The organism is Streptomyces sp. NBC_00466 (assembly GCF_041433995.1).
Lineage (GTDB): Bacteria > Actinomycetota > Actinomycetes > Streptomycetales > Streptomycetaceae > Streptomyces.
Window position 1 is genome coordinate 6,297,547 of sequence record NZ_CP107896.1, and the last position, 25,385, is coordinate 6,322,931.

Below are 25,385 nucleotides of genomic sequence, written 5' to 3' on the forward strand. Positions count from 1 at the left end.
CACCTGAGTGGCCGACGGGGGTGCACGCGCGTGCCAGGCGCCGGGAGCGGGCAGTAATCTGTCGGTTCACTCGTACGGCTCACCTGCCGTACCCCGAGGTCACAGCATGGAAGGCGGTACGAGCGATGAGCGAGGCTCCGGACCCCGAGGTGGTCGAGCTGGCGACGAAGGTCTTCGACCTCGCCAGGCAGGGGGAGACCGCCGCGCTCGCCGCGTACGTCGACGCGGGGGTCCCGGCCAACCTCACCAACGACCGCGGCGACACCCTCGTGATGCTCGCCGCCTACCACGGCCACGCGGCGACGGTGGAGGCCCTCATCACCCGCGGCGCCGAGACCGACCGGGCCAACGACCGGGGGCAGACCCCACTGGCCGGAGCGGTCTTCAAGGGCGAGGACGCGGTGATCCGCGCCCTGCTCACCGGCGGCGCCGATCCGGAGGCCGGGACTCCGTCCGCGGTGGATACCGCGCGGATGTTTGGGAAGACGGAGCTGGTGGAGCTGTTCGGCGCACGCTGACCGGCCTGTCGTAAATGTGGTCGCGGTGGCGATTTGGCTGGGTCATCATGACGTCGCGGGTCCATATCGGACCACCGACGAGAGGCAGAGGAAGATGAACTGCACCAAGCAGATGGCAACGGGCGGCCGGACATGTTGTTGCGCGGCCAGGTAGTCCACGTATCCCCGGTTGCGTCTACAGCTTGATGTGAGGCCTCTTCCATGATCGATCCAGTCATAGCGCCGAGCGGCACCTTGCTCGGCCTCCTCCAGCGGGGCCGCGGCGACGGCACGCTGCACGCGCTCGCCGCACCGCGCAAGGAAGCGCTGGCCGCCCTGAACCACTGCGTCCTGAGCGACCCCCGCCACGACTGGCAGGTCGAGAACCGCTCGCTCTACTACGCGCGCCTCTACCTCGACCTCGACGGCGGGCTCGGCGAGATCGAGCGGCACCTCTTCGTCCCGGACGACCACTTCGTCACCGAGGACAGCAGGACGGGGCTCGCGCTCGCGGTGCTGGGGCACCTCGCCTCGTACGACAGGGACGACGCGCTCGCGCTGCTGCGGCGGTACGCGGCGACCGGCTCCAACTGGGCCTGGGCGCTCGACGAACTCGCACTGCGCGACGACGACGCCGGACTGCGCGCTCTGGCCGTGCCCGTGCTCGGCCGCTTCCCCGCCACCCCGCAGGGCGACGCCGAGCTGGCCGCCGCCGTGCGCGACGCCTACGAACCCCGGCCCTGGCGGCTGTGGGCCGACGACCCGCGGGAGTCCGTGGGCGCCCGGATCCGGGCCGCCGGGGAGCAGGGGTCCTTCGACCGCTGGCAGCGGCAGATGCGCCCGACGGGCCCCCGCCCCGGCTGGAGCGTGCAGGCCGTCTTCGACTGGGCGCAGCAGGGACTGGAGCGCGGCAGCGAACTGCACCTGCCCGCCGCCCGCTGCCTCACCGCCGTGGCCGGTCCGGGGGACCGCGCCGTGATCGTCGAGGCCGCCCGCAGCGGTACGGACGGAGCCCGCTGCGCGGCGCTGCACTATCTCGCCGAGGCGCGGGACCCCGCTGTGCTGGACCTCATCGAAGCAGCGGTGGACAGCCCCTCCCGTACCGTCGCGGAGACGGCCGTGGCCGCCTTCGAGCGGATGTGCGGCGACGAAGCGGTGGACCGGGCGCGCTGCTGGGTGCAGCGGCCCGACGCGCTGGGGGCCTCCGCCGCCGGTGTGCTCGCCGGGCGCGGCGGGGCGCAGGACGCGCACCTGGTCCTCGGCGCGCTGCGCGAGACGGTCCGGGCCGACGGCCCCGACGCCGCACTGCTCTGGACGCTCGTCGACGGGGCCGGCCGGCTCGGCATCGCCTGTGCTGCCCCCGTCCTGCGCCATGTGTACCGCGAGACGGCCTCCTCGCATCTGCGCGGCAGCGCGGCCCGCGCGCTCGCCGCCACCGACCCGTCCTTCGCCGCCGGATTCGCCGTCGAGTGCCTGTGGGACTGCGAGGAGACCACCCGGGAGGTGGCCGCCCTGCACGCCGCGACCGGCGACATCCGGGTGGTCGACCGGCTCCGCCGGCTGGCCGCCGATCCCGCCGAGGAGGCCGAGGTGCAGACCGCGGTCCGCAGCCGGATCGGCACCGAGGGGACCGCGGTCTGACGCGGCCACGCCGCCCGCCCACCACCGGGCGGGCCCCGGCCGTCGGACCGGCGGACGGCCGGCGGCGAACACGCCTGGAAGGAACTGGCATACGCCGTGGGACTGTTGGGACATAGGTTGGGCGCTGAACAGTACACATCTCGGCCCGAAAACGGACGGTACCCATGACCGACCACCACGCGACGCCGCCCGGACCTGCGGCACAGCGGAAGCCCGACACACTGGTGCCGCACTCGGCCCGGATCTGGAACTACTGGCTCGGCGGGAAGGACAACTACCCCGTCGACGAGGAGGCAGGCGACGCGTACAGCGCCGTCTTCCCCGGCATCGTCACCGTCGCCCGCAGCAGCCGCGCCTTCCTGCGCAGGAGCATCACGCACCTGGTCCAGGAGGCGGGCATCCGGCAGTTCCTGGACGTCGGGACGGGCCTGCCGACCGTGGACAACACGCATGAGGTCGCCCAGAGGCTCGACCCCGGGGCCAGGATCGTCTACGTCGACCACGACCCGATGGTCCTCACGCACGCCCGCGCCCTGCTCACCTCCACCCCCGAGGGGGCGACCGCCTATGTCGACGCCGACCTGGCCGACCCGGACCGCATCCTGGCCGCTGCTGCCCGGACGCTGGACCTCACCCGCCCCACCGCCCTGATCCTCAGCAACATCCTGGGCCACGTCGCCGACTACGGCCGGGCGCGCGCCATCGTCGACCGCCTGATGGAGGGACTGCCGTCCGGCAGCTACCTCGCCGTCAACGACGGTTCGCGAGGCACCGACGCCGACTACGAACAGGCCCAGGACGCCTACAACGAGACCGGCGCCGTGCCGTACTTCCTGCGCCCCGTCGACGAGATCGCGGCGTTCTTCGACGGCCTGGAGCTGCTGGAACCCGGAGTTGTCTCCGTCCAGTTCTGGCGCCCGGACCCCGGCTCCCCGGCCCCGCAGCCCATCGGCGAACACGGTGGCCTCGCCCGCAAGCCGTGACACCCGACGGGCACGCGGCAGGCGTACGGCCCGGCGCCCCGGATCAACGGGCCGGCCGGCCCGGGGCGCCGGGCGCCGGACGGCCGTGTACGGGAACGAACACCACCGGAGTCCCCGGCACCGCCTGCCCCGCAGCCCCGAGCCGGTCCTCGGGGACGACCCCGATCACCGGGTAGCCCCCGGTGACTGGATGATCGGCGAGGAAGAGCACCGGCAGCCCGTCGGGTGGCACCTGCACCGCGCCCAGAACCATTCCCTCACTGGGGAGTTCGGCGCTGTCCGCACGTTTCAGGGGCGGGCCGTCGGTGCGCAGTCCGATGCGGTTGCTCTCGGCCGAGACCCGGTATCCGGCCTCCGGCAGGGCCCGCAGCGCCGTATCCGTGAGCCGGTCGGCCCGGGGGCCCAGGACCAGCGGGAGCACCAGCTCGGCCGGGGGAGCGGGCAGCGGGACCGCGTCCACCGGGCCGGGCGGCGGTTCACCCGGGACCCCGAGCGGCAGCAGCTGCCCGGCCTCCAGCGGTGCGGGGCCGAGGCCGGAGAGCAGGTCGGTGGCCCGGCTGCCCAGCACCGGCCGGACCGCGACGCCACCGCCGAACGCCACATAGCTGCGCAGCCCTTCGACCGCCCCGCCCACATCGAGCACGGACCCCGCCGGCACCCGTACCGGCGCACCCCAGGCGGCGGGGCGGCCGTCGATCCGTACCGGACAGGGCGCACCGGTCACGGCCGCCGTGACGTCCGTACGGACCCGTACCGCGGTGCCGTCGAGAGTGGTCTCCAGGGTGGCGGCGTCCGCCGGGTTCCCGGCGAGGAGGTTCGCCAGCCGGTGCGCGGCCGGGTCCAGGGCGCCCGAGCGCGGAACGCCGAGATGCGCGTAGCCCGGGCGCCCGAGATCCTGCACAGTGGTGAGCGCCCCGGGGCGCACCACCTCCAGCGCCTCCGGAACCCCCGCCTCCGGCACCCCGGTCCCCGGGCCTCCCGAGCCGGTCGTCCTCATACCGCCTCCTCGGTGGTGAACCGCACCCGCGCGCCGGGCACCAGCAGCGCAGCGGGCTCGCGGTCCTGGTCCCACAGCACCGCGCCGGTGGTGCCGATCAGCTGCCAGCCGCCGGGGGACGAGCGGGGGTAGACGCCCGCGTAGGTGTCGGCGAGAGCGACCGAACCGGCGGGCACAGCCGTACGGGGCGTGGCCCGGCGCGGCAGCCGGAGCCGGTCGGGAAGTCCGGACAGATAGCCGAAGCCGGGGACGAAACCGCAGAAGGCGACCCGGAACCGGAGCCCGCCGACGATCCCCGGGACGTCCTCCGGCGCCACCTGCCAGTGGTGCGCCACCTCCGCCAGATCGGGGCCGTCGTAGCGCACGGCGATCTCGATCTCAGGGCCGCCGGTCCCGGCGGACGGCGGCACGCTCCAGGTGGTGAGCCGGGCGGCGAGCTCCTGGGGGCGGGCCAGACCGTCCAGCAGTACGGTCCGGGCGGCCGGCACGATCTCCGTCACCGGGGGAAGTTCACCGGCGTCGCGCCGGCGCAGCAGCTCCGCGTGGAAGGCCTCCGTCTCCGGCGCCGACTCCAGCTCGACGAGCAGGGCGTGTGCGCCCACCGGGAGTACCCTCACCGACCCGGCCCTCCGTGCGGCCGGTGCGCCCCGCCGCGTACCAGGGCCGTCATGCGAAGGGCTCCAGGACCACACCGGCGGCGAGCAGTTCCCGGCGGACCCGCAGTGCGATGTCCGCCGCCTCCGGGGTGTCGCCGTGCAGACAGAGCGACCGCGCGTCGACGCTGACGCGCTCCCCGGTGATCGCGGCCACCGAGCGGTCGTGCACCATGATCAGCGCGCGTGCGACCACCACGTCCGGGTCGTGCAGCACCGCTCCGGGCCCGCTGCGCGGAGCGAGTGTGGCCTGCGCGGTGTACGCGCGATCGGCGAAGGCCTCGGTCACCGCGGGCAGCCCCGCGTCCGCCGCTGCCGCCAGCAGCCGGGAGCCGGGCAGCCCGAGCACCGGCAGCGCGCCCCCGGCGAGCCGCACGCCCGCGACGACCGCGCCCGCCTGCTGCTCGTCGTGGACGGTGCGGTTGTAGAGCGCGCCGTGCGGTTTGACGTACGACACCCGGCTGCCGGCGGCCCGCGCGAAAAGCTCCAACGCGCCGATCTGGTAGGCGACTTCGTCGGCCAGCTCACGGGCGGGGACGTCCATCGCGCGCCGCCCGAAACCCGCCAGGTCGCGGTACGAGACCTGGGCGCCGATCCGTACACCGTGAACGGCGGCCAGTTCGCAGACCCGGCGCATGGTCGACGGGTCGCCCGCGTGGAAGCCGCAGGCGACATTGGCACTGGTGACGACGGAGAGCAGCGCCTCGTCGTCGGTGAGCGTCCAGCGGCCGAACCCCTCACCGAGGTCGGCGTTGAGATCGACCACGGCCGGGGTGGCGGGGGTCGGGGCGGTCGTGCTCATACGGCTCCCTCCGGGAGCGGGACGGGGTCCGTACCGGCGCGGGATCCGGGACGGACCGGAGGCGGTTACGGAGTGGACAGGACGTGGGCCGGGGGCGGACACCGCGTGAACCGGGGGTGGTTGCGGCCGGATCCGGGCCGGTACGGGGAGCACGAAGCCTAGCCGTCGAGGGCCGTGCGGGCCCGGTGGACAGGCGCCCCATCCGCGCCGTTTCGACCGTTGTCAGTGCGAGGACCTAATCTGTGCAGCGTGACTTCGCCTGCCCCGACGGAATTCGTTCCGCCCCAGCTCAGCGCGGGGCCGCGCCCCGCACCGGGCCCGGCCGCCGACGAAGGGCTGGCGCGGCGGCTTCGCGCGCTCGCGTGCACCGCCCCGCTGCACGACCTCGATGTACGCAAGGCCAATCTGGCCGGCGAGTACACGGTCTACGCCATGGCCGAGGTGGCGCTCGCCGCGATCGACCTGGTCACGCTCAATATGGACTTCGACACCGGGGCCGACCACGACCAGATAGTGGCCAGGCTGCTGCCGCGCGTCGCGGCCCAGGCCCCGCGCCGCCCGGCGGACGAGCACGAGCGGGTGGCCCGCTGGGTGCTGGAGAACCTGATCAATGTCGGCAGTGTGGACCGCGGGTTCCGCGCGGTCTACGGCACGTTCGGCCCCGACGGCGAGTACGTCCGCCGCGACTACGACTTCAAGCTGGTCGAGGAAGTGCCCGGCCATGGCGGCACCGTCTATCTGCGCACCACCGACGAAGCGGTCAACGTCCTGGTGGGCGCCCTCGACACGGACGTCACCAGCGCGCAGATCGCCGCCGAGGTGAAGCTGGAGGTGCTGATCAGCCGGGGCAGGCTCGCCGACGCCCAGCTCGCGGCGGAGCAGGCCCGGTACCGGACCGTGCAGTACGCCGAGACGCTGCGCAGGACGCTGGAGGCGACCCGGCGCAACGTCCGCGCGGTCGACTGGCTCAGGACCGTGCCCGACATGATCGACGAAGCCCTGGACCACGTGGCCGACCGCTACCGCCATGAGAACGCGATCCTCACCAACATCCGCAAGGCCAGGGACGAGACGGAGGAGCCCGAGCACAAGCGGCGCGCCGCCGAGCTCGTCGACATCGTCAAGGACTGCATCCGCCGCCACACCCAGCTCCAGTCCCGGCTGCTGGAGGCCGGGCCGCTCTTCCGCGCCGAGCAGGACCGGCAGGCGTTCGCCCCGCCGACGGCGAGTTCCGGACTGGACCTGTACGGACAGCTGGTCGCCCCCGTACTGCCACTGCCGCTGGAGCAGGCCATCCGGGTCACCGACGCGTTCTTCGCACGGGGCACCGGACTGCGTACACCCGTGTCCGTACGGGTCGGGGACCTGGTCGACATCCTGCTGACGCCGCCGGCCGAGCGGGAGCACCTGGGCGCCGAGATGCCCGAGCCCGACCTCATCGCGACACCGGACGACAGCCGGTTCAGCGAGGAGCAGCTGGCCGCGGCGATGGAGTTGCTCGACCTGGAGCACGACGCGCCGCGCCGGCTCTCCGGTCTGCTGGCCGAAGCCCGGCTGCGCGATCCGGAACTGCCCTATCTGGTCGCCCTGCTGGCCATCCACGCGGCCAGCCCGCCGGTCGGCACCGCGTACCGCCAGGGTGAGGAGCGCCTGCTCTTCGCCGTGGACGACGGCACCGATCTGGACGACTCCGAGTTCGGCGGTGCGGATCTGATCGTGGGGACGGCCCTCCTGGACACCGTCGGAATGGCCGCGGGCCGTACGGAGTCCGCATGAACCTCCGGCGGGACGTCCCGCCCGCCCCGGACACCCGGGCCAGGAAGCACGGCAGGCCGCAAACCCGGCACCCAGGACCCGGGGCGCAGCCGGGACCCGGGGCCCGCCCAGGACCCGGGGCCCGGCCAGGACCTTGGGAGCAGTACCGAACGACACCGACCGAGGAGCAGCAGCTGTGAGCGAGACCCACGCCGAGCACACCGCGTGGAGCGAGCCCGACCAGGCCGCCACCGCCGTGCCGCCGGCCGGCCCGGCGGTGACCCCGGCCGACGCCGCCGACGCGGCACGCCTCGTCGCCTTCGGACTCCAGCCGAAGCTGCTGCCCGCCCGTGACGCCGAGTACGCGGAGCTGCTCCGCCGCTACCGCGAGGCGCCCGCCTTCGCCCGGCTCGCCGACGCTGTCGCCACCGGACTCGGCCTGGTCGTCCTGGAGGTCTCGACCCGCGCCGGCATGGCCGTCGCCGCGGGCGAGGACTCGGTCTTCGCCGTACGCATGGGCGACTACGCGCGCCGCGCCGCCGCCGACTCCGCCGACCGCTTCCTGCACGGGCTGGCCCATCTCGCTGTCGCGGCCATGTCCTTCCCGCGCCCCGAAGACCTCGCCGACGACGGGTACATCGGCCGGATCACGGTCAACGGCGTCGACGCGTTCGTCCGCCAGGCCTGCCGCCGGCTGGAGGAGCGGGCCGACGAGCAGGGCGAGAACAGCGACCCGGCCACCGACGCACCCGGGCTCGAAGCCGCCTGGCGGATCTACGCGAGGCGCAGCTCCACCGGAGCCACCAAGGACGCCAGGCGCCTGGCCGGTTCCACCACCGGGATCGTCGCCAAGGCCGTGGTCTTCCTCACGGATTCGGGGTTCCTGCAGCGCACCGGCGACGACGCCGGAGGCGCGTACCGCACCACCGCCCGCTACCAGCTCCAGGTCCGCGACATGGCGGGCAGCGCCGCCATGGCCGAGCTGCTCGACCTGGGCGTCGTGCCGGTGACCGACGGAACGGCCACGCTGCTGCCGCCCTCCGGGACGGACGACCTCGAACTGACCGCCGACGCAGGACTCCCCTTCCACTCCTGACCAGCCCCTGACTGAGCCAGATCCCGCACCACAACGACGAGAGTCCGCCGCCATGTACGAGCTGTCCCGGGTCCGCCTCTACTCCATCGGACCTGCCGGTGCGCGCTACGCCGACACCGTGCTCGACCTGCGGGGAGTGGGCGCCCCCGTGCCCAACCCGGCTCCGGCCCAGGCGGAGTTCTTCGAGGAGGAACCGGTCGGCCCGCCGCGCCGCCCCGCGCCCGCGGGTGTTCTCTTCCTGGAGAACGGCGGGGGCAAGTCGGTCCTGCTGAAGCTGATCTTCTCGGTGATGCTGCCGGGCCACCGCAACACGCTCGGCGGGGCCAGCTCCGGCGTCCTGCGCAAGTTCCTGCTCGCCGACGACTGCGGCCATGTCGCCCTGGAGTGGCAGCACACCCTCACCGGTGAGCTCGTCGTGGTCGGCAAGGCCAGCGAGTGGCGCGGCCGGCAGGTCTCCAACGACCCGCGGAAGTTCGCCGAGGCCTGGTACTCGTTCAGGCCGGGCCCGGGGCTGAGCCTCGACTCCCTCCCGGTCGCCGAAGCCACCACCGTACGGCCGTCGGCGGAGGGCGTCTCCGGGGCGCGGGGCAGGCGCCGAACCATGAAGGGCTTCCGTGACGCGATCACCGAGGCCGGGAAGTTCTATCCCCATCTGGACGTCCACTGGGAGGAGATCCACGACCGCTGGAACGAACACCTCGGCGATCTGGGCCTCGACCCCGAACTCTTCCGCTACCAGCGCGAGATGAACGCCGACGAGGGCGAGGCGGCCGGTCTCTTCGCGGTCAAGAAGGACTCCGACTTCACGGATCTGCTCCTGCGGGCCGTCACCGACACCCGCGACACGGACGGCCTGGCCGACCTCGTCGGCAGTTTCGGCAGCAAGCTCGGCCGCCGCGCCGAACTCACCGCGGAGCGCGACTTCACCGCGGGCTCGGTGGACCTGCTCGGCCGCATCGTCGACGCCGCGGCGGCGCGCTCGCGGTCCCGGGACGTCCACGCGGGCGCCGAGCGCCGTACGCGCACCCTCGCCCGCAGGCTCTCCGCCCGCGCCGCCGACGAGCGGGGCCGCGCATCCGACCTCGCCCAGCAGGTCACGTCCGCCGCCCACACCGTCACACAGGCCGAGGAAGCCCGCGGCCGCAGCGCGCTGATCGCCGCGGAACTGGCCTACCGGCACGCCTCGTTGGCGCTCACCGTCACCGAGAAGGCCGCAGCCGCGCAGCGCAGGGAGCTGGCCGACGCGCGGACGTTCCACTCGGCGTGGCAGGCGGCCGAGGCGGTGCTGCGGCACCGCGCGGCGGCCGACCGGTCCGCACGGGTCGCCGTTGCCATCCGTGAGGCCGAGCGGGACGCCGCCCCGGCCCTGGCCGCCCGGGCCACCGCGGCGGCCGACCTGGTCCGCGCACTCCACTCGGCGGCCGAGAGCGGCGAGCAGCTCGCCAACGAGGAGGAGGAGCGCGCGGCCGTACTGCAGACGGCGGGCGAGGCGGCCCACCGCGACGCCACCGCCGCGGCGACCGAGGCGCAGCGCGCCCGCAGCGAGGCCGGGCACCTGCGCCAGCGCCTCACCGAGGTCGGCCAGGAGACCTCCGAGGCCGTCCGTGCGGGCTGGCTCGACGACACCGCGCCCGACGCGGATCCGGCGCGCGCCGCTCTGGCGGCCAGCGACGCGGAGAAGTCAGCGGTCGCCGCCTGGGACACGGCCCGCGAGCAGGCGCGGACCACGGCGGACGAGGCCAAGGAAGCCGCCTCCCGGGAGAGCCGGGCCGATCTCGCCGCCGCCCGGGCCGCGGACGCGGCGCGGGCCGCCGAGCACGCGTACGAGGCGGAGCTGCGCACCGCCGAATCCATCGCGGCGGAGACCCGGCTGGCAGAGCTGCTCGGCCTCCCCGCAGTAGCGACACCGGGGTCAACTCCGGTATCCGGCACCGCTGTCGGGCTGCCTCAGCCCCGTAACGGCACAGTGCCCCCGGATACGGACCGGCCCCGGCGCACGGCCACCGCAGGCACGGCCGACGACGCGGAGCCAGCGGGCTCCGGAGCCGCCCGTCCGCAGGACGTACCGGCCGACGGGGGCGCCGGCGACCGCGAGCCGGAGAGCCACGCGCGCACCCTGACGCGCGGCCGGCTCACCGCGGCCGAACTGGACCGCAACGCGGAAGAGCTCCGGGAACTGCTCGACGCGGGCGTCGCATCGGCCGAACGACAGCTCTTCGAGCTGCGCACCGCCGCAGCGGACGACTCCCGCATCCTCGGCGCACTGGGCGACGGCGGGCTGCTGCCGCCGGGCCCCGATGTGCTGGCCACCGTCGAGTTCCTGGGCGAGCACGGCATCCCCGCACTGCCCGGCTGGCGCTATCTCGCCCAGGCGGTGGACCCCGCCGACCACGCGGCGGTGCTGGCCGCCCGCCCCGAGCTGGTCGACGGTGTGGTGATCACCGACCCGGCCGCGCACAGCCGGGCCCGGTCCGTACTGAGCGGGGCCGCCCTGCTGCCGCGCTCCGCGGTCGCCGTCGGCACCGCGTCCGCGCTGCTCGCACCGGTACCGGGCCCCGGCCCGTCCGGCAGCGGGGACGGCGACGTGTTCCTCGTACCGCCGAACCCGGCCATGCACGACGAGCACGCCGCCGACGAGGAGCGGCAGGCGCTGCGCTCCCGTGCGGGCCTGCGCGACGAGGAGATCCGCACACTGGCGGCCAGGCTGGGTGGCGACCGGACGCTCGCGGCCCGGCTCGGCTCCTGGCGGGCCGCCTGCCCGCCCGGGACGCTCGCCGAACTGGCCGCGGTCGCGAGCAGCGCCGAGGAGGCTGCCGGGACCGCCACCGCCGCACTTGAGGAAGCCCGTGCCGCCCGGGCCGAGGCGGACGAGGCCGCCGCCGACGCCGCCCGGGTACGCGACGAACGCCAGGACACCGCACAGCGCGCCCGGCGGGTGGCCGACGCGCTCTCCGGACTCGCCTTCCGGCTCCGCGAACGTGCGGGCTGGCAGGTCACCCTGCGCGAACTGGGTGACGAGGCGGCCGAGTCGGAATCCCGGGCCGCGGCCTGCCTGGAGCGTGCCAGGGCCGCCGACGAGGACCGCAGGGCCGCCCAGCGGGCCGCCGACGACGCGCGCCGCACCGCCCGCGCGCTGCGGGCCGAGCGGTCCGAGATCGCCGGAGTGCCCGAGGACCTGCCCGAACCGGAAGCCGGCGTGCAGCGCTCCGCCCTGCCTGCCCTGCGGGAGGCCTACCGGGCCGCGTCCCAGCTGTACGAGAAGGTCGGCGTCGGAGCCGACCTCCGGGCCGAGCAGGCCAGGGCCGAGAGCGACGAGAGCGCGGCCCGCGCCGAGCTCGACCGGCTCTCCAACAAGGTCCGTACCCGCGCCTCCCAGCTGCTCGAATCCACCGACGGCGCCGACGGCCCGTCCCGGCAGGCGGCCGCGGCCCGGGCGGAGTCGCTCGTCCAGATGCTGGAGACACGGGCGTCGGCCGCCAGTGAACAGCTCGGCCGGCTGCGCGGCGAGGCCGAACGGCTCGCGCCCGCTGACGGCGCGGACGCCCACACCGAGCTGCCCGACGGACTGGCACCGGCCGACGCGGACGCCGCACAGACCCTGCTGCGCACCGCCACGGCCGAACTCGGCTCCCGCACCGACGCGTTGGAGACCTCCCGCGCGGCCCACGCCGAACTGCTGCGCGCCCACCGGGCGTCGGAGGACGCGGCGGGTGGCTTCGACGAATCGGCCGCCCTGCTGCGGGACCTGCTCCGCGACCCGCACCAGGACGACGAGAGCGCCGAATCCGCGCCGCCCGAGCCGTACCCCGGCAGCCAGGAGGAGGCCCGCGAGTCGGCCGCAGAGGCCCGCCGCTCCCTGCGCGCCTGCGCCGGCGACCTGTCGGCGGCCGAGTCGGCCGTGCGGGAGGCGAGCGACATCCTGGTACGGCATGCCAACGCCACCCGCTACGAGCAGGTCCGCACTCCGGCACGCCAGCAGATCCGTGAACTTCCCGCCGCCGCGCTCCCCGAGCACGCGGAGAAGTGGGCGGCGGCCTTCGCGCCCCGGCTGCGGGTGCTCACCGACGAACTGGAGCAGCTGGAGCGCAACCGGGACTCGATCGTCGACCGGCTGCGCGGTCTGGTGGAGTCCGCGCTCACCACACTGCGCTCCGCCCAGCGGCTCTCCCGGCTGCCCGAAGGCCTCGGGGAGTGGTCGGGCCAGGAGTTCCTGCGGATCCGCTTCGAGGAGCCCGACCAGGCCACCCTCGCCGAACGGCTCGGCGAGGTCATCGACGAGGCGACCAGGGCGGCCCTGAAGAAGAACTCCGATCTGCGCAGGGACGGGATGTCTCTGCTGCTGCGGGCCGTCCACGCGGCGCTCGAACCCAGGGGCGTGGCTGTGGAGATCCTCAAGCCGGACGCCGTGCTCCGGGCCGAGCGGGTCCCGGTGGGGCAGATGGGAGATGTCTTCTCCGGCGGGCAGCTGCTCACCGCGGCCATCGCCCTCTACTGCACGATGGCCGCCCTGCGCAGCAACGACCGGGGCCGCGACAGGCACCGGCACGCGGGCACGCTCTTCCTCGACAACCCGATCGGCCGGGCGAACGCCACATATCTGCTGGAGCTCCAGCGCGCGGTCTCCGACGCTCTCGGCGTCCAGCTGCTCTATACGACAGGGCTGTTCGACACCACGGCGCTCGCCGAGTTCCCGCTGGTCATCAGGTTGCGCAATGACGCGGACCTCCGGGCGGGGCTGAAGTACATCAGCGTGGAGGAGCATCTGCGGCCGGGCCTCCCGCAGCAGGACCCCGGCGGGGAGCAGGTGCACGGCGAGATCACCGCGACCCGGATGTTCAAACGGGGCCAGGCCGCACCGAGCACCCTGCCGTCCGAGGCGTCCTAGCCGTCCCAGCCGCGCCAGCCGTCCCAGCAGCCGTCCCAAGGCGGCCGGACGGAGACCGGCGGGTGGCCGGACGGGCTGTGACGGGCCCGGGGCGGCTCAGGACTGGGTCGTCAGCCGACCGGAGCGGTTCGTAGGTATCCGTTCGGCGTCCCCCTCCTGCCGACGGGCCGAACGCCGTGCCGAACGCCGGGCCGAGCGCCGCTCCTTGCGGAGCCGGCGGGCGGTGCTGCTGGGGGCGGACGTCACGCCATGGCGCTGGTTCCATACCTGCCGGGTGATCCAGACGTCCAGTACCGCCCAGGTCGCCACGACCGTACTCGCGACACTGCTCAGCACCATCGGGAAGGCCAGCCAGGAGCCCGCCACGGTGGAGAGGAAGGCCGTCACCGCCTGGATCAGCGTCACGGAAACGATCAGCACGGCACGCACCGCGCTTCCGCGCACCGGATCCGGCAGCCGGTACCGTCCGACCGGCTCCTCGACCCACAGCGTCCGCAGGGGGGCCTCGCCCTCTTCGATGGTCATGCTCTCTTCACCCTCGACCTTCACGCCTCGGCGCTGTCCGACTCCAGAACGGATGCCCGGCTTGGGTCGGTTCAAGCGTCCCCGCCCGTGGTGCGCCCCTCGTACGCAAGGACGAGCAACTGCCGTAAAAGATTCCCGCCACCCATAGAATTCCAGCCATCCGGACAGGGGTGGAAAGTGCCGTCCTGCCAGGGTTCTCCGACCGGATCAGGGAAGACGATCTGCTGGGATACCGGGACATGGCATGATCAACTCCCTTGCGACCGGCTGAAAATAGTCCGGAAGTCCCTTCGAGTTGCCTGTGCGGCAGTAGTAGGCTCACGCCGTTTGTTGACGGAACACCACCCCCGCCGGGCGGGGTTGAGCTGGGGGAGGCCATGCGCTTTCGCGGGAAGTCCATCCGCAGGAAGATCGTGGCGCTGTTGCTGGTCCCACTTGTCGCGTTGACGGCGATCTGGACGTTCTCCGTCTATCTCACCGGCCGTGACACTCTGCAACTGATGCGCACGGGAACCGTCCACAAGAGAGTGGCGCACCCGCTCGTCGTCGCCCTTGAGTCGGTCGAGGAGGAACGCTCCCTGACCCTGCGCCAGCTGGTCGATCCGGGAGCATCGGACATCCAGTCCGAGCTGCGCAGCCAGCGCGCGGACACCGACGCGGCCGTGGCCGAGCTGCGCCGCAACTCCCTGCGGAGCGACGCCCGTTCCGCCATGGGCGGGCACTCCCAGCAGCAGCTGAGCTCGGTGCTCGACGGGTTCGCCGGACTCGGTCCGCTGCGGCGCAACACCGGCGACCACGAGGTGACGCGCCGCGAGGCGTACGACCAGTACAACCGGCTCTGCGACCAGGCACTCGACTTCCTGGCCGACCTGCCCACCCTGCAGAACTCCGGCCTCGACAAGGAGGCGCGCGGCCTCGTCGGCGTCAGCCGGGCCCGTGAGTCCCTCTCGCGGGAGGACGCGCTCCTCGGCTCCGCCCTCACGTCCGGACGGCTCGACTCCAAAGACCTGCGCGACATCTCGGACCTCGTCACCGCCCGCGAGGTGTACTACACGGTCAGCCTGCCGTCACTGCCGGGCCGGGCGGGCGACGCGTACAGGGCGTACTGGAGCGGCCCCGAGACCATCCCGGTGCGCACCGCCGAATCCGCCGCGGTCGGCAAGAACCCCGCCAGTTCCTCCATCACCGGCTCCGCGTCCCGCTGGACCACGGACGCCGACCGGACGCTCAGCCATCTCGACACGCTGGGAACCGAGGCCCGCAGGGACTTCCAGAGCCGGGTGAGGCCCGCCGCCGCCGGCGTCTTCGCCAAGGCCGGGATCGCGGCACTGCTCGGCGTCGGCGGACTGCTGGTGTCCCTGGTGGTGTCCGTGCGCATCGGGCGCGAACTGATCCGGGACCTCAGCAGGCTCCGCAAGGAGGCCCACGAGGTCTCCGGGGTGCGGCTGCCCGCCGTGATGCGCCGGCTCGCCGCCGGGGAGCAGGTCGACATCGACACCGAGGCGCCGCGCCTGGAGTACGCGAAGGACGAGGTCGGCCAGGTCGGCCTGGCCCTCAACACCGTCCAGCGGGCCGCTGTCGAAGCAGCGGTGCGCCAGGCGGACCTGCGCCGCGGGGTCTCCGACGTCTTCGTCAACCTCGCCCGCCGCAACCAGGTCCTGCTGCACCGCCAGCTGACGCTGCTGGACAGCATGGAGCGCCGTACGGAGGACACCGAGGAACTCGCCGACCTGTTCCGCCTCGACCACCTCACCACCCGTATGCGACGGCACGCCGAGGGCCTGGTGATCCTCTCCGGAGCTTCGCCCTCCCGGCAGTGGCGCAAGCCGGTCCAGCTGATGGACGTCGTACGCGCGGCGGTCGCCGAGGTCGAGGACTACGAGCGGGTCGAGGTACGGCGGCTGCCGAGGATCGGGGTCGGCGGCCCCGCCGTCGCCGACCTCACACACCTCATCGCCGAACTCCTGGAGAACGCCACGGTGTTCTCGCCCCCGCACACAGCGGTGCAGGTGCTGGGCGAGCGGGTCGCCAACGGCTTCACGCTGGAGATCCACGACCGCGGACTCGGGATCGCGCCCGACGCGCTGCTCGACGCCAATCTCCGTCTCGCCGAGACCCCCGAGTTCGAGCTGTCGGACACCGACCGGCTCGGCCTCTTCGTGGTGAGCAGGCTCGCGCAGCGGCAGAACGTGCGGGTCTCGCTCCAGCCCTCACCGTACGGGGGCACCACCGCCGTCATCTTCATCCCGGTGGCGCTGCTCACCGACGCGCCGGACACCGATGGCGCGGACGCCGACGGCACGGACGCCGGATCGGGCATCGACGGCGCCGGATTCCGCTCCGACCGGCGGTCCGTCCACCGGTCCGGATCGCGCTCCGGGCTCGCGCCGGTGCCCGCGGCGGGGAGCACACCGGTGTCCGTGATCGACGGGCCGGTCGAACTGGAGCCGCCCGTCGATGCGTTGACGTTCGACGACACCGCGGATCTGGACGACGAGGACAGCGCACCGGGCGGGATCTTCCGCAACCGCGCGGTGGCCCCGGCGCCCGACCAGCACCAGCAGACCCCCGACGAAGGCGCGGCGCCGCAGAGCGCCACACGTCCCGCGGGCCCGGTCGGACTGCCCCGGCGCCGCAAACCCGGACAGCCGACTCTCGTCTCCGACCACGGACGCAGGGTCGACATCCCGGAACCGCAGCGGACCGGTCCGTCGAGGGCCGAGCCGTCGCGGACCGAACCCCGGCGGGCCGAACTCCCGCAGCGCGTACCCCGGCGGACCGGTCCGTCGAGGGCCGAGCCGTCGCGGACCGAACCGCGCCCGGCCGAACTCCCGCAGCGCGAACCGCGCCGGACCGAGCCGTCGAGGACCGATCCCTCGCAGCCCGGCCCCTCGCAGCCCGGCCCTTCGCAGCCCGAGCCCCGGCAGCCCCTGCCCCCGCGCACCGGCCCCCCGGCGACCGGCCCCGGCGGGCTGCCCCGCCGGGTGCGTCAGGCGAATCTGGCCCCGCAGCTGAGGGGTGTGCCCGCAGTGGAGCCGGCCGCGGCGGACGACGACGAACGCGACGCGGACGAGGTACGCAGCCGGATGGCATCGCTCCAGCGCGGCTGGCAGCGGGGCCGCCGCGACAACTCCGCACAGGACTCGGCAGAATCAGCCGCAGTCGGCACCGGACCGGCCGACGCAGCACCAGGAACCACATCGGAGGGGACCGGTCGATGACCGTACCGAACGCAGCAGCACATAACGCCGCAGGGGGCCCCGGTGAGCTCAACTGGCTCCTCGACGAGCTCGTCGACAGGGTAGGCAGCATCCGCAAGGCGCTGGTCCTCTCGGGAGACGGCCTGGCGACCGGCACCTCGAAGGACCTGACCCGGGAGGACGGCGAGCACCTGGCGGCCGTCGCATCCGGTTTCCACAGTCTGGCCAAGGGCGTCGGCCGCCACTTCGAGGCGGGCAAGGTCCGCCAGACCGTCGTGGAGCTGGACGAGGCCTTCCTCTTCATCACGGCAGCGGGCGACGGCAGCTGCCTCGCCGTGCTGTCCGACGCGGACTCCGACGTCGGCCTGGTGGCCTACGAGATGACGCTGATGGTGAAGCGGGTCGGCGCCCACCTCGCGACGGCCCCGCGGAGCGGGCTCACCGCAGGAGGGTGAGGGGGAGACCATGAGTGACGCGGGCCGACCACCGGCGCACCACTGGTTCGACGACGACGCGGGCCCCGTGGTCCGGCCGTACGCCATGACACGCGGCCGTACCGGATCCGACGGCGGCCACCGTCTCGACTTGATCGCGCTGGTCGTCCCCGAGCCGGCCGCCGACGATCCGGGCAGAGACCAGACACTCTCGCCCGAGCATGTGGACATCGTCGAACGGTGCAGCACCGCACCGCAGTCCATCGCCGAGCTCGCGGCCGACTTCGACCTGCCCGTGGGGGTGGTGCGGGTCCTTGTCGGCGATCTCGTCGACGACGAACTCGTCCGTGTGACCCAGCCAGTACCGCCGGCGGAACTGCCGGACGTCAGCATTCTTCGCGAGGTAATCAATGGCCTTCGGGCGCTCTAGCCGCAACCAGCAGTTCGTCGAACCGGTGACCCTCAAGATCCTGGTGGCGGGCGGGTTCGGCGTGGGGAAGACCACCCTGGTGGGCGCGGTCAGCGAGATCAAGCCGCTGCGCACCGAGGAGACCCTGAGCGAGGCCGGCCGCCCGCTGGACTCCACCGACGGCGTGGAACAGAAGACCACCACCACGGTCGCCATGGACTTCGGCCGCATCACGCTCAAGGAGGACCTCGTCCTCTATCTGTTCGGCACCCCGGGCCAGGACCGCTTCTGGTTCCTCTGGGACGAGCTGGCGCAGGGTGCGCTGGGTGCGGTCGTCCTCGCCGACACCCGCCGCTTAGCGGACTGCTTCGCGGCCGTCGACTACTTCGAGCGGCGCTCCATCCCGTTCACCGTGGCGGTCAACTGCTTCGACGGAGCCGACCGTTACCCGGGGGAGACCGTGCGGTCGGCGCTCGACCTCGACCCCGATGTGCCCGTCCTGATGTGTGACGCGCGGGACCGGGAGACAGTGAAGGAGGTCCTGGTGGCTGTCGTGGAGCACGCCATGGCCCTCGCCTCCGGAGCCCGCGCGCACGCCGTCACCTAGAGCCTTTCGTTTGGATCACGCCGGGCTCGCAGGGCCTGATCGTTACGGAAGACCCGGGCCCGGGCCCTCTCTCCCCGGTCCAGCTCCACGGCCGCTCAGCGGACGGCGATCACCGACGACCCGTGCCCGAACAGCCCCTGGTTGGCGGTGATCGCGGCGCGCGCCCCCGGTACCTGACGCGCGCCGGCCCGGCCGCGCAGCTGCCAGGTCACTTCGCAGACCTGCGCGATGGCCTGGGCGGGCACCGCCTCACCGAACGAGGCCAGACCACCGCTGGTGTTGACCGGCACACGCCCGCCGAGCGCGGTGGCACCCTCCCGTACGAGCTTCGCGCCCTCACCCGGCGCGCAGAGCCCGATGTCCTCGTACCACTCCAGCTCCAGTGCGGTCGACAGGTCGTAGACCTCGGCCAGCGAGAGGTCCTCGGGGCCCGTCCCCGCCTCCTCGTACGCCGCTCGCGCGATGGAGGCGCGGAAGGTCTCCGCGGGGGCCGCCGCGGCGGTGGACGAGTCGGTGGCGATGTCCGGCAGATCGAGGACGGTCCTCGGGTAGGTCGGGGTGACGGTGGACACCGCACGGATACGGACCGGGTCGGCCACCCCGTGCCGGCGCGCGAACGCCATGCTGGTGAGTACGAGAGCGGCCGCGCCGTCGGAGGTCGCACAGATGTCGAGCAGCCGCAGCGGGTCGGCGACCACCGGGGACGCGGCCACGTCGTCGAGGCTGACCGGCTTGCGGTAGCGGGCGCTGGGGTTGAGCACGCCCGCCGCCGCGTTCTTCACCTTCACCCGTGCGAAGTCTTCGAGGGTGTCGCCGTGCAGGGCCATCCGGCGGCGGGCGTACAGCGCGAAGTACGCCGGGTTGGTGGCTCCCAGTACCCGGAACCGCAGCCAGTCGGGGTCGTCGGGCCGCTCGCCGCCCGCGGGGGCGAAGAACCCCTTCGGGGCGGAGTCCGCGCCGACCACCAGCGCCACGTCCGCCATTCCGGCGAGGATCTGGGCCCTGGCCGTGCTGATGGCCTGCGCCCCGGAGGCGCAGGCCGCGTACACGCTGGTGACACGCGCTCCCTGCCACCCGAGCGCCCGCGCGAAGGTCGCCCCCGCCACGTACCCGGGATAGCCGCAGCGCACCGTGTCGGCGCCGACCACCGACTGCACGTCCTGCCAGCCGATCCCGGCGTCCGCCAGCGCGGTACGGGCCGCCGCCGTCCCGTACTCGACGAAGCTCCGCCCCCACTTGCCCCACGCGTGCATCCCGGCCCCCAGGACCGCTATGTCGCCGGTCATGAGTGCGCCTCCGGTGCCGTCGGCACCGGCCGCCAGTGCCAGGTGGTCCAGGTGGTGTCCGTGTCCTCGTTGAGCACGCCGGGTACGGCTTCGACCACGTCGCCGACCGCCAGATCCGCGAGTGTCACGCCCGGCGCGGCCTGCCCGAGCACGACCATGCCCTCCGCTTCGAGCTCGACGGCGACCAGGGTGTACGGCTCCCACTCCACGCCGGGATCCGAGACGTACGGCGCGGGTGGCCGGTACCGGCCGTCGGTGTACGACCAGACGCGGCCCCGCTTGGAGAGCGGCACCTCCGCCAGCTCCCCGCCCTGACAGCCGGGATTGCGGCAGAAGGTGTCCTCGCGCGGGAAGAAGACGGCGGAACAGGCCGAGCAACGGGTGCCCAGCAGCCGGAAGTCGTCCTCCCCGGCATCGGCCGTGAACCATCCGGCCACCACGGGTGTGCGCGTGCGCGTCAAAACCCCTCCCGGCGTCAGCGTCCGACAGCAATCTGACGGAACGTCAGAATTGCTAGTGTGCCATGGGTCAGCTGTTCTCCGCGAGCCACTTGGCGGCTGTGGCAGCCAGTTCGTGGTCGCGGCCCGCCAGCATCGTCCGGATCATCCGCACGTCCCCCCGGAGCGACCAGACGGGGTGGCCGAACGAGGCCGGGTTGTTCCCCTCGATGAGGAAGTGCGCGGGCCAGGCGGTCCCGTACCCGATGAGCGGCAGCGCCGCCGCGTACCGCTTCCGGCCGCGCGCCAGCCCGTAGGCGCTCAGCGCGAGCCCGGTGAGCGTGCCGGTCAGATGCACCCACCGGGTCGCCGCCCGCGAGTGCATCGCGACGTAGTAGGGCCAGAACTCCTCGTACGAATCACATGTCTGCTGCGTCATGGGGAGACGGTAGCCCCGGGATGTGGCGGGGAACGAGGGGCCGGTGGAGACCCGGGTGTCTCGATAGCTCCCCCTGCCCCCGCATCGGATGGAACACTTGGCCACGGAGGTGCACGCGCGTGACGGTAGTGGAGTTTGCGGCAGGTCAGGACGGACGGGTCTACGTCGAAGTCCCTGACGAGGCACATGGCGACGGCGGCAGGGGAATGGTCCGGGCCGGCGCCGGTGACCGGATCGCCCGGGCGGCGGCCGATACCTGGCAGGGTGCCCTGGCGGGCGTGCGGTCCGCTGCCGAGGGGGCGTTGGTTCAGCTGCGCGCGATCGACCCGCCGCCGGACGAGGTAGAGGTGACCTTCGGGGTGGCGGTCGACGGGAAGTTCGGCGCCAAGCTGGTTTCCGGGGGCACCAACGCGCATCTGAACGTGAAGGTGGTCTGGCGGAACACCGCAGGGACGCAGGGCCCGGACACCCGCGCATGACGAGCCCGGGCCTGCTGGTGCAACGTCCGTCGTGGCTGGTCCGGTTCCCTCGTGCGCACGGCGACGGCGCGGCGGGAGCCGGCGTACTGGTCGGGACCCGGCATGTGGTGACCTGCGCCCATGTCCTGGACAAGCAGTTCGGCCGGGAAGAGCCCGAACCAGGCCGGAGCCCGGCAGCGCCTGCCGAGGTGGTCGTGGTCGAGTTCCCGTTCGCTGGCAGGACCGGATCCGCGGGTACCCGGATGCGGGCCACAGTGGTGGGCTGGGTGCCGATCGCGGCGGACGGCTCCGGCGACGCGGCGTTACTGGAGCTGGAGTCGGAACTGGCTCTGACACCGGATCTGGAACCCGAGCCGGAACAGAAGACAGGAGTCGCCTACACTCCGGCTCCGCTGGCGTGCCCTCCCGGGTTGAGCGATCACCCGTTCTCCGTGCACGGCTTTCCGCACGGCAGTCCGGCGGCGCGGCAGGTGACCGGCGTGCTGCGAGGGGCCAGCGGCGAGGAGGGGCCATGGGTCCAGCTGGACCCGGAAGGCGCTGCCGGCTGGCCGATCGAGGTGGGCTTCTCCGGCGCGCCCGTGTTCGACAAGAGCAGGCAGGCCGTGGTCGGCATCGTCGTGATACGCGACGATCACCGTACGGGACACATGATCCCCATGTCCTACCTGCGCGGGCTCTGGCCCGAGGTGCGGAGCAACTGCCGCTGGCGGCTGGACCTGGAGGGGAGCTACCGGACGCACTGGCGTCCCCGGGCGCGCGGTTCCGAGCCGGATTCCCGCACGAAGGAGTGGTTCTTCACCGGCCGTACCGAGGCCCGCCGTTACATCCGCGACTGGCTGGAGGGCACGGATCCGGCCATCGGCGAGCACTCGATGCTGCTCGTGACAGGTGGCCCGGGCAGCGGCAAATCGGCCTTGCTTGCACACTCGTTGGTCGCGTCCGACCCGCTTCTGTCCCGGACGGTACCCACAGCAGGCCCGTGCCCGCCGACCGGGGCCTTCGACGTGGCGATCTACTTGAAGGGGCGCACCTGCGACGAGATGACGGCGCAGCTGGCCCGTGCGCTCGACGTCACCGCGAGTGATTCCGACGAACTGGTGGCAGCGGTACCCGAGTTCCCGGACGGCAAACGGTTCACGGTACTGGCGGACGCGGTGGAGGAGGCGGCCGGCCAGGACGAGGCCGTGGAGATAGCGGCCCTGCTGCGGCAACTGACCAACACCGGCCGGGTCCGCGTACTCGCCGCGGTACGCACCACGCCCGCCGGTGCCAGCCGGCAGGAGATCCTGACCGCCTTCGGCCGCAGCACTCCCCGTATCGACCTGGAGGACAGCCGATACCTGCACCGCCCCGATGTCGCCGAATATGTCGCACGCCGCCTGGCCAGTGAGCAGGCGGACTCGGCCCGGTACCGCGCCTACGGGCCGGACCAACTGCGCGCCATCGGCGAGAAGGTGGCCCGCAAGGCCCGCTTCAACTTCCTGATCGCCCAGCTCACCACCGGTTGGCTCACGGACCCCAGAGGGCAGGCGTCGGGGCCGGACGACGCCGACTGGGAGGCCGAACTACCCGAGACCGTCGGCCAGGCGATGGACAGATACCTCCGCACCTGCCGTCCCCACACCGAGACCGTCAAGACCCTGCTCACCGCCCTGGCGTACGCACGGGGAGACGGCCTTCCCCGCGGAGCCACCTGGCTGCGCATGGCGGACGCACTCGCCTCCGACGGCGACGACGACGACGGCGGCGGCCCGGCCCGTGACCTGGGAAAGGTCTTCAGGAGCGCGGCACAACACCTTGTCGAGCGGGTCAACGAGGGATCGGGGCCGCACGCGTACCGGCTCTTCCACGACGCGCTCGACCAGCACCTGCGCGAGACACTTGAGCGTGAGCATCACGCACCCGAGGCAGCCATTACGGCCGCGCTCACGGATGCCGTTCCCCGCGGACGCGACGGGGAGCGGAACTGGGCCGAGGCCGACGCGTACACGCGGGACCACCTGGCCGGTCACGCGGCCGCCGCAGGACAGCTGGACCCCCTGATCACTGACGCCGGCTACCTCGTCCATGCCACGCCACGCAATCTGATCCGCCACCTGTACGCGCCCTCGGCCGGTTCCGCCCGACGGACCGCAGCGGTCTATCGGAACTCGGTCAACCTCCACGCGACCGCGACACCGGATCAACGCCGCCAGATCCTCGCCCTCGATGCCGCCCGGGCAGGAAGTACCTCCCTGCAGCAGCAACTGGCTGACCGCATACCGGAAGGCAGTTGGGCCCCCCGGTGGGCCACAAGAAGCGACTTCTCCCCGGCACTGCGGGACTCCCTCACCGGGCATACCGATGACGTGTTCGCAGTGGCGTGCACGACGCTCCAAGGCAAACGTGCTGCCGTGACCGGCGGTGACGACGGAACACTGCGGTTGTGGGACCTCGCCGCTGGTGCGCCCATCGGCCAGCCCCTCGTCGGGCACGCCGGCCGGGTGCAAGAGGTGGTCTGTACCAGCCTGGACGGCTCGCCCATCGCTGTCACCGTCGGCTCGGACCGGACTATTCGCATGTGGGACCTCGCCTCGGGAAGCGCGCTCGGCCACACCCGCACACACCCCAAGGACATCCGGCCATCGACTCACGCGATGGCCTGCACCATGGTCGACGGCATGCCGGTCGCCGTCACCCAGGACGCCGCCGGCACCCTCTGGCGTTGGGAGCTTGCTTCCGGCACTCCCGTCGGCCGCCCACTCGCTGAAGTCGGACCGGCACATGCGCTGGTGTGCACCACCCTCGACGGTGTGCCCGTCGTCGTCACCGCCACCAGTTCCGAGCGCCCGGTGCGGGTGTGGGATCTGGCCACCGGCGCGCCCATCGGCCCGCACCCCGACATCCGCCGCTACGGCGGCCTGATGGCCCTGGCATGTACCGAACTCAACGGGCGTCAGGTAGCCGTCACGGCCAACCTCCGGAAGGTGCTGGTGTGGGATCTGGCGTCCGGCGCGCAGATCGGCGGCCCGCTCGACTACCACTCGGCGGCGCCTCTTGAATCCGTGTGCGACGTGGCGTGCGCACACCTCGGCGGTGCCCCCGTCGTCGTCACTGTCCACAGCGACGGGGCGGTGCGGCTGTGGGATCTGGCCTCAGGTGCCCCCATCGGCCGGCCCCTTCTCGCCCACACGAACCTGGTGCACGCCGTGGCGTGCACCAGCCTCGACGGGAAACCCATCGCTGTCACCGCCGGCCGCGATCGCACCCTCCGGCTATGGGACTTGACCGCCGGCAGCACCGGCGACGCACCTCCCGCCGGACACACGGACCAAGTGACGGCAGCGGCGTGTACGAGTCTCGACGGCCGCCCTGTCGCCGTTACCACCAGCCAGGACGAGTCGGTCCGGCTGTGGGACCTCGCTTCGGGCGCGCCCATCGGTCGGCCCCTCCTCGGACATGACGGCGCGGTGTTCGCAGTGGCGTGCACGACGCTCAAAGGCCGACCCGTCGCGGTGACCACTGGTCACGACAAGACAGTCCGGCTGTGGGATCTCGCCTCCGGAACCCCCATCGGTGAACCCATGACCGGCCACACGTCCTGGGCGAAGGGAGTGGCCTGCACAACCCTGAGAGGCCGTCCTGTCGCCATCACCACTGGCGGCGACACCACGGCCTGGGTATGGGATCTCATCGCGCGTACGCTCGTCGTCCGGCTCATCGGTCCCGGCGGCGGCTCCACCCACTCGGACCGGCTGGTCGCATGCACCAGCATCGACAGCAGGCCCTTCGTGGTGACTGCTGGTTCTCCGCCGCGTGTGTGGGACCTGACGTCCAACATCCTGCTCAGCGACGACTCCGACCACACGGCGTCCTCCGTGGCGTGCACCGTCGTCAGCGGGATGCCTGTAGCTGTCACCTGCGACAGTTCCAGCGCTGCGCGCATCTGGAGCCTGACCACCGGCGAACAGGTCGGCCGCCCCCTCGTCGGAGATGCCGGCCGGCTGCGTATCGAGGAGTGCGCCGACCTCGACGGCACCCCCGTCGCCGTCACGACCGGAGACGGCGAGGCAGTGCAAGTGTGGGATCTGCACACAGGGGAGGCGGTGGGACAGGTGATCGCGAACAGGGTCGATGCCGTGGCCGTCAGCGAAGAAGGGCACCTTGTCGTGGGAATGGGGCGTGATGTGGCGGTCTTCACCCGGCACCCTCGACGTTCACCGCCCGGTCCGCACCCCGTACCCGGTGTCTGACCCGGTACGCCGTGTCCACTCCTCCCTT

General features: G+C 72.9%; 19 protein-coding genes. 12 read left to right on the forward strand and 7 right to left on the reverse strand.

All coding sequences use genetic code 11. The features are described 5' to 3' along the window. The first annotated feature begins 125 nt into the window (after positions 1–125). The 3 genes from OG210_RS28310 to OG210_RS28320 all read left to right on the forward strand — a co-directional run bounded on the left by OG210_RS28310 (position 126) and on the right by OG210_RS28320 (position 3,121). Positions 126–518 (forward strand): ankyrin repeat domain-containing protein, encoded by a 393-nt coding sequence (locus tag OG210_RS28310; protein ID WP_328324478.1) that lies wholly within the window; start codon positions 126–128, stop codon positions 516–518. Positions 519–719: 201 nt separating this feature from the next. Next, entirely contained in the window at positions 720–2,138 is a 1,419-nt protein-coding gene (locus OG210_RS28315; protein ID WP_328324476.1) for a HEAT repeat domain-containing protein, read from the forward strand. 164 nt (positions 2,139–2,302) lie between these two features. Continuing rightward, a complete protein-coding gene (locus tag OG210_RS28320) occupies positions 2,303–3,121 on the forward strand; it encodes an SAM-dependent methyltransferase (protein WP_328324474.1) in 819 nt (272 codons plus the stop codon). A gap of 43 nt (positions 3,122–3,164) precedes the next feature. Here OG210_RS28320 and OG210_RS28325 read toward each other — a convergent pair whose 3' ends face one another. The 3 genes from OG210_RS28325 to OG210_RS28335 are packed head-to-tail and all read right to left on the reverse strand — an operon-like array spanning position 3,165 to position 5,573. Further along, positions 3,165–4,118, reverse strand: coding sequence for a biotin-dependent carboxyltransferase family protein (locus tag OG210_RS28325; protein WP_371539305.1), 954 nt, complete (start codon positions 4,116–4,118; stop codon positions 3,165–3,167). Further along, positions 4,115–4,735: an allophanate hydrolase subunit 1 gene (locus OG210_RS28330; RefSeq protein WP_328324470.1), complete on the reverse strand. Its 621-nt coding sequence runs from the start codon at positions 4,733–4,735 to the stop codon at positions 4,115–4,117. Before OG210_RS28330 ends, OG210_RS28325 begins: the two co-directional genes overlap by 4 nt. A gap of 49 nt (positions 4,736–4,784) precedes the next feature. After that, positions 4,785–5,573 carry a LamB/YcsF family protein gene (locus tag OG210_RS28335; RefSeq protein ID WP_371539309.1) on the reverse strand — a complete coding sequence of 263 codons (789 nt, stop codon included), beginning with the start codon at positions 5,571–5,573 and terminating at the stop codon, positions 4,785–4,787. 249 nt (positions 5,574–5,822) lie between these two features. Between OG210_RS28335 and OG210_RS28340 the strand changes: the two genes are divergently transcribed. From OG210_RS28340 to OG210_RS28350, 3 genes are all read left to right on the forward strand, one after another. After that, positions 5,823–7,349: a hypothetical protein gene (locus OG210_RS28340; protein WP_328324466.1), complete on the forward strand. Its 1,527-nt coding sequence runs from the start codon at positions 5,823–5,825 to the stop codon at positions 7,347–7,349. A gap of 175 nt (positions 7,350–7,524) precedes the next feature. Continuing rightward, positions 7,525–8,424 (forward strand): hypothetical protein, encoded by a 900-nt coding sequence (locus tag OG210_RS28345; protein ID WP_371539312.1) that lies wholly within the window; start codon positions 7,525–7,527, stop codon positions 8,422–8,424. Positions 8,425–8,476: 52 nt separating this feature from the next. Next, positions 8,477–13,309: a hypothetical protein gene (locus OG210_RS28350; protein ID WP_371539315.1), complete on the forward strand. Its 4,833-nt coding sequence runs from the start codon at positions 8,477–8,479 to the stop codon at positions 13,307–13,309. 96 nt (positions 13,310–13,405) lie between these two features. Here the strand turns inward: OG210_RS28350 and OG210_RS28355 are convergent, their stop codons facing one another. Further along, positions 13,406–13,834 carry a hypothetical protein gene (locus OG210_RS28355; protein WP_328324460.1) on the reverse strand — a complete coding sequence of 143 codons (429 nt, stop codon included), beginning with the start codon at positions 13,832–13,834 and terminating at the stop codon, positions 13,406–13,408. A gap of 377 nt (positions 13,835–14,211) precedes the next feature. Between OG210_RS28355 and OG210_RS28360 the strand changes: the two genes are divergently transcribed. From OG210_RS28360 to OG210_RS28375, 4 genes are read left to right on the forward strand one after another with little or no spacing between them, the layout of a single operon-like run. Further along, positions 14,212–17,055 carry a nitrate- and nitrite sensing domain-containing protein gene (locus OG210_RS28360; protein WP_328324458.1) on the forward strand — a complete coding sequence of 948 codons (2,844 nt, stop codon included), beginning with the start codon at positions 14,212–14,214 and terminating at the stop codon, positions 17,053–17,055. Beyond that, positions 17,052–17,489, forward strand: coding sequence for a roadblock/LC7 domain-containing protein (locus tag OG210_RS28365; RefSeq protein ID WP_266859119.1), 438 nt, complete (start codon positions 17,052–17,054; stop codon positions 17,487–17,489). The genes OG210_RS28360 and OG210_RS28365 overlap by 4 nt, the downstream gene beginning before the upstream one ends. Before the next feature lie 10 nt (positions 17,490–17,499). Continuing rightward, positions 17,500–17,898, forward strand: coding sequence for a DUF742 domain-containing protein (locus tag OG210_RS28370; RefSeq protein ID WP_327298766.1), 399 nt, complete (start codon positions 17,500–17,502; stop codon positions 17,896–17,898). Continuing rightward, the gene (locus OG210_RS28375; RefSeq protein ID WP_328324455.1) at positions 17,879–18,484 is read left to right on the forward strand and encodes an ATP/GTP-binding protein; all 606 of its coding nucleotides are present in this window, start codon (positions 17,879–17,881) and stop codon (positions 18,482–18,484) included. The genes OG210_RS28370 and OG210_RS28375 overlap by 20 nt, the downstream gene beginning before the upstream one ends. Positions 18,485–18,579: 95 nt before the next feature. Here OG210_RS28375 and OG210_RS28380 read toward each other — a convergent pair whose 3' ends face one another. The 3 genes from OG210_RS28380 to OG210_RS28390 form a co-directional block, all read right to left on the reverse strand. Then, positions 18,580–19,770 carry a lipid-transfer protein gene (locus OG210_RS28380; RefSeq protein ID WP_328324453.1) on the reverse strand — a complete coding sequence of 397 codons (1,191 nt, stop codon included), beginning with the start codon at positions 19,768–19,770 and terminating at the stop codon, positions 18,580–18,582. Further along, positions 19,767–20,231 (reverse strand): Zn-ribbon domain-containing OB-fold protein, encoded by a 465-nt coding sequence (locus tag OG210_RS28385; RefSeq protein ID WP_371539321.1) that lies wholly within the window; start codon positions 20,229–20,231, stop codon positions 19,767–19,769. Before OG210_RS28385 ends, OG210_RS28380 begins: the two co-directional genes overlap by 4 nt. 67 nt (positions 20,232–20,298) lie before the next feature. Continuing rightward, positions 20,299–20,646, reverse strand: coding sequence for a DUF962 domain-containing protein (locus tag OG210_RS28390; RefSeq protein ID WP_328324449.1), 348 nt, complete (start codon positions 20,644–20,646; stop codon positions 20,299–20,301). A gap of 119 nt (positions 20,647–20,765) precedes the next feature. Between OG210_RS28390 and OG210_RS28395 the strand changes: the two genes are divergently transcribed. Both OG210_RS28395 and OG210_RS28400 read left to right on the forward strand, forming a co-directional pair. Beyond that, a complete protein-coding gene (locus OG210_RS28395) occupies positions 20,766–21,125 on the forward strand; it encodes a CU044_2847 family protein (RefSeq protein WP_371539325.1) in 360 nt (119 codons plus the stop codon). After that, positions 21,122–25,357 carry a WD40 repeat domain-containing protein gene (locus OG210_RS28400; protein ID WP_371539328.1) on the forward strand — a complete coding sequence of 1,412 codons (4,236 nt, stop codon included), beginning with the start codon at positions 21,122–21,124 and terminating at the stop codon, positions 25,355–25,357. Before OG210_RS28395 ends, OG210_RS28400 begins: the two co-directional genes overlap by 4 nt. The last annotated feature ends 28 nt before the right edge of the window (positions 25,358–25,385 follow it).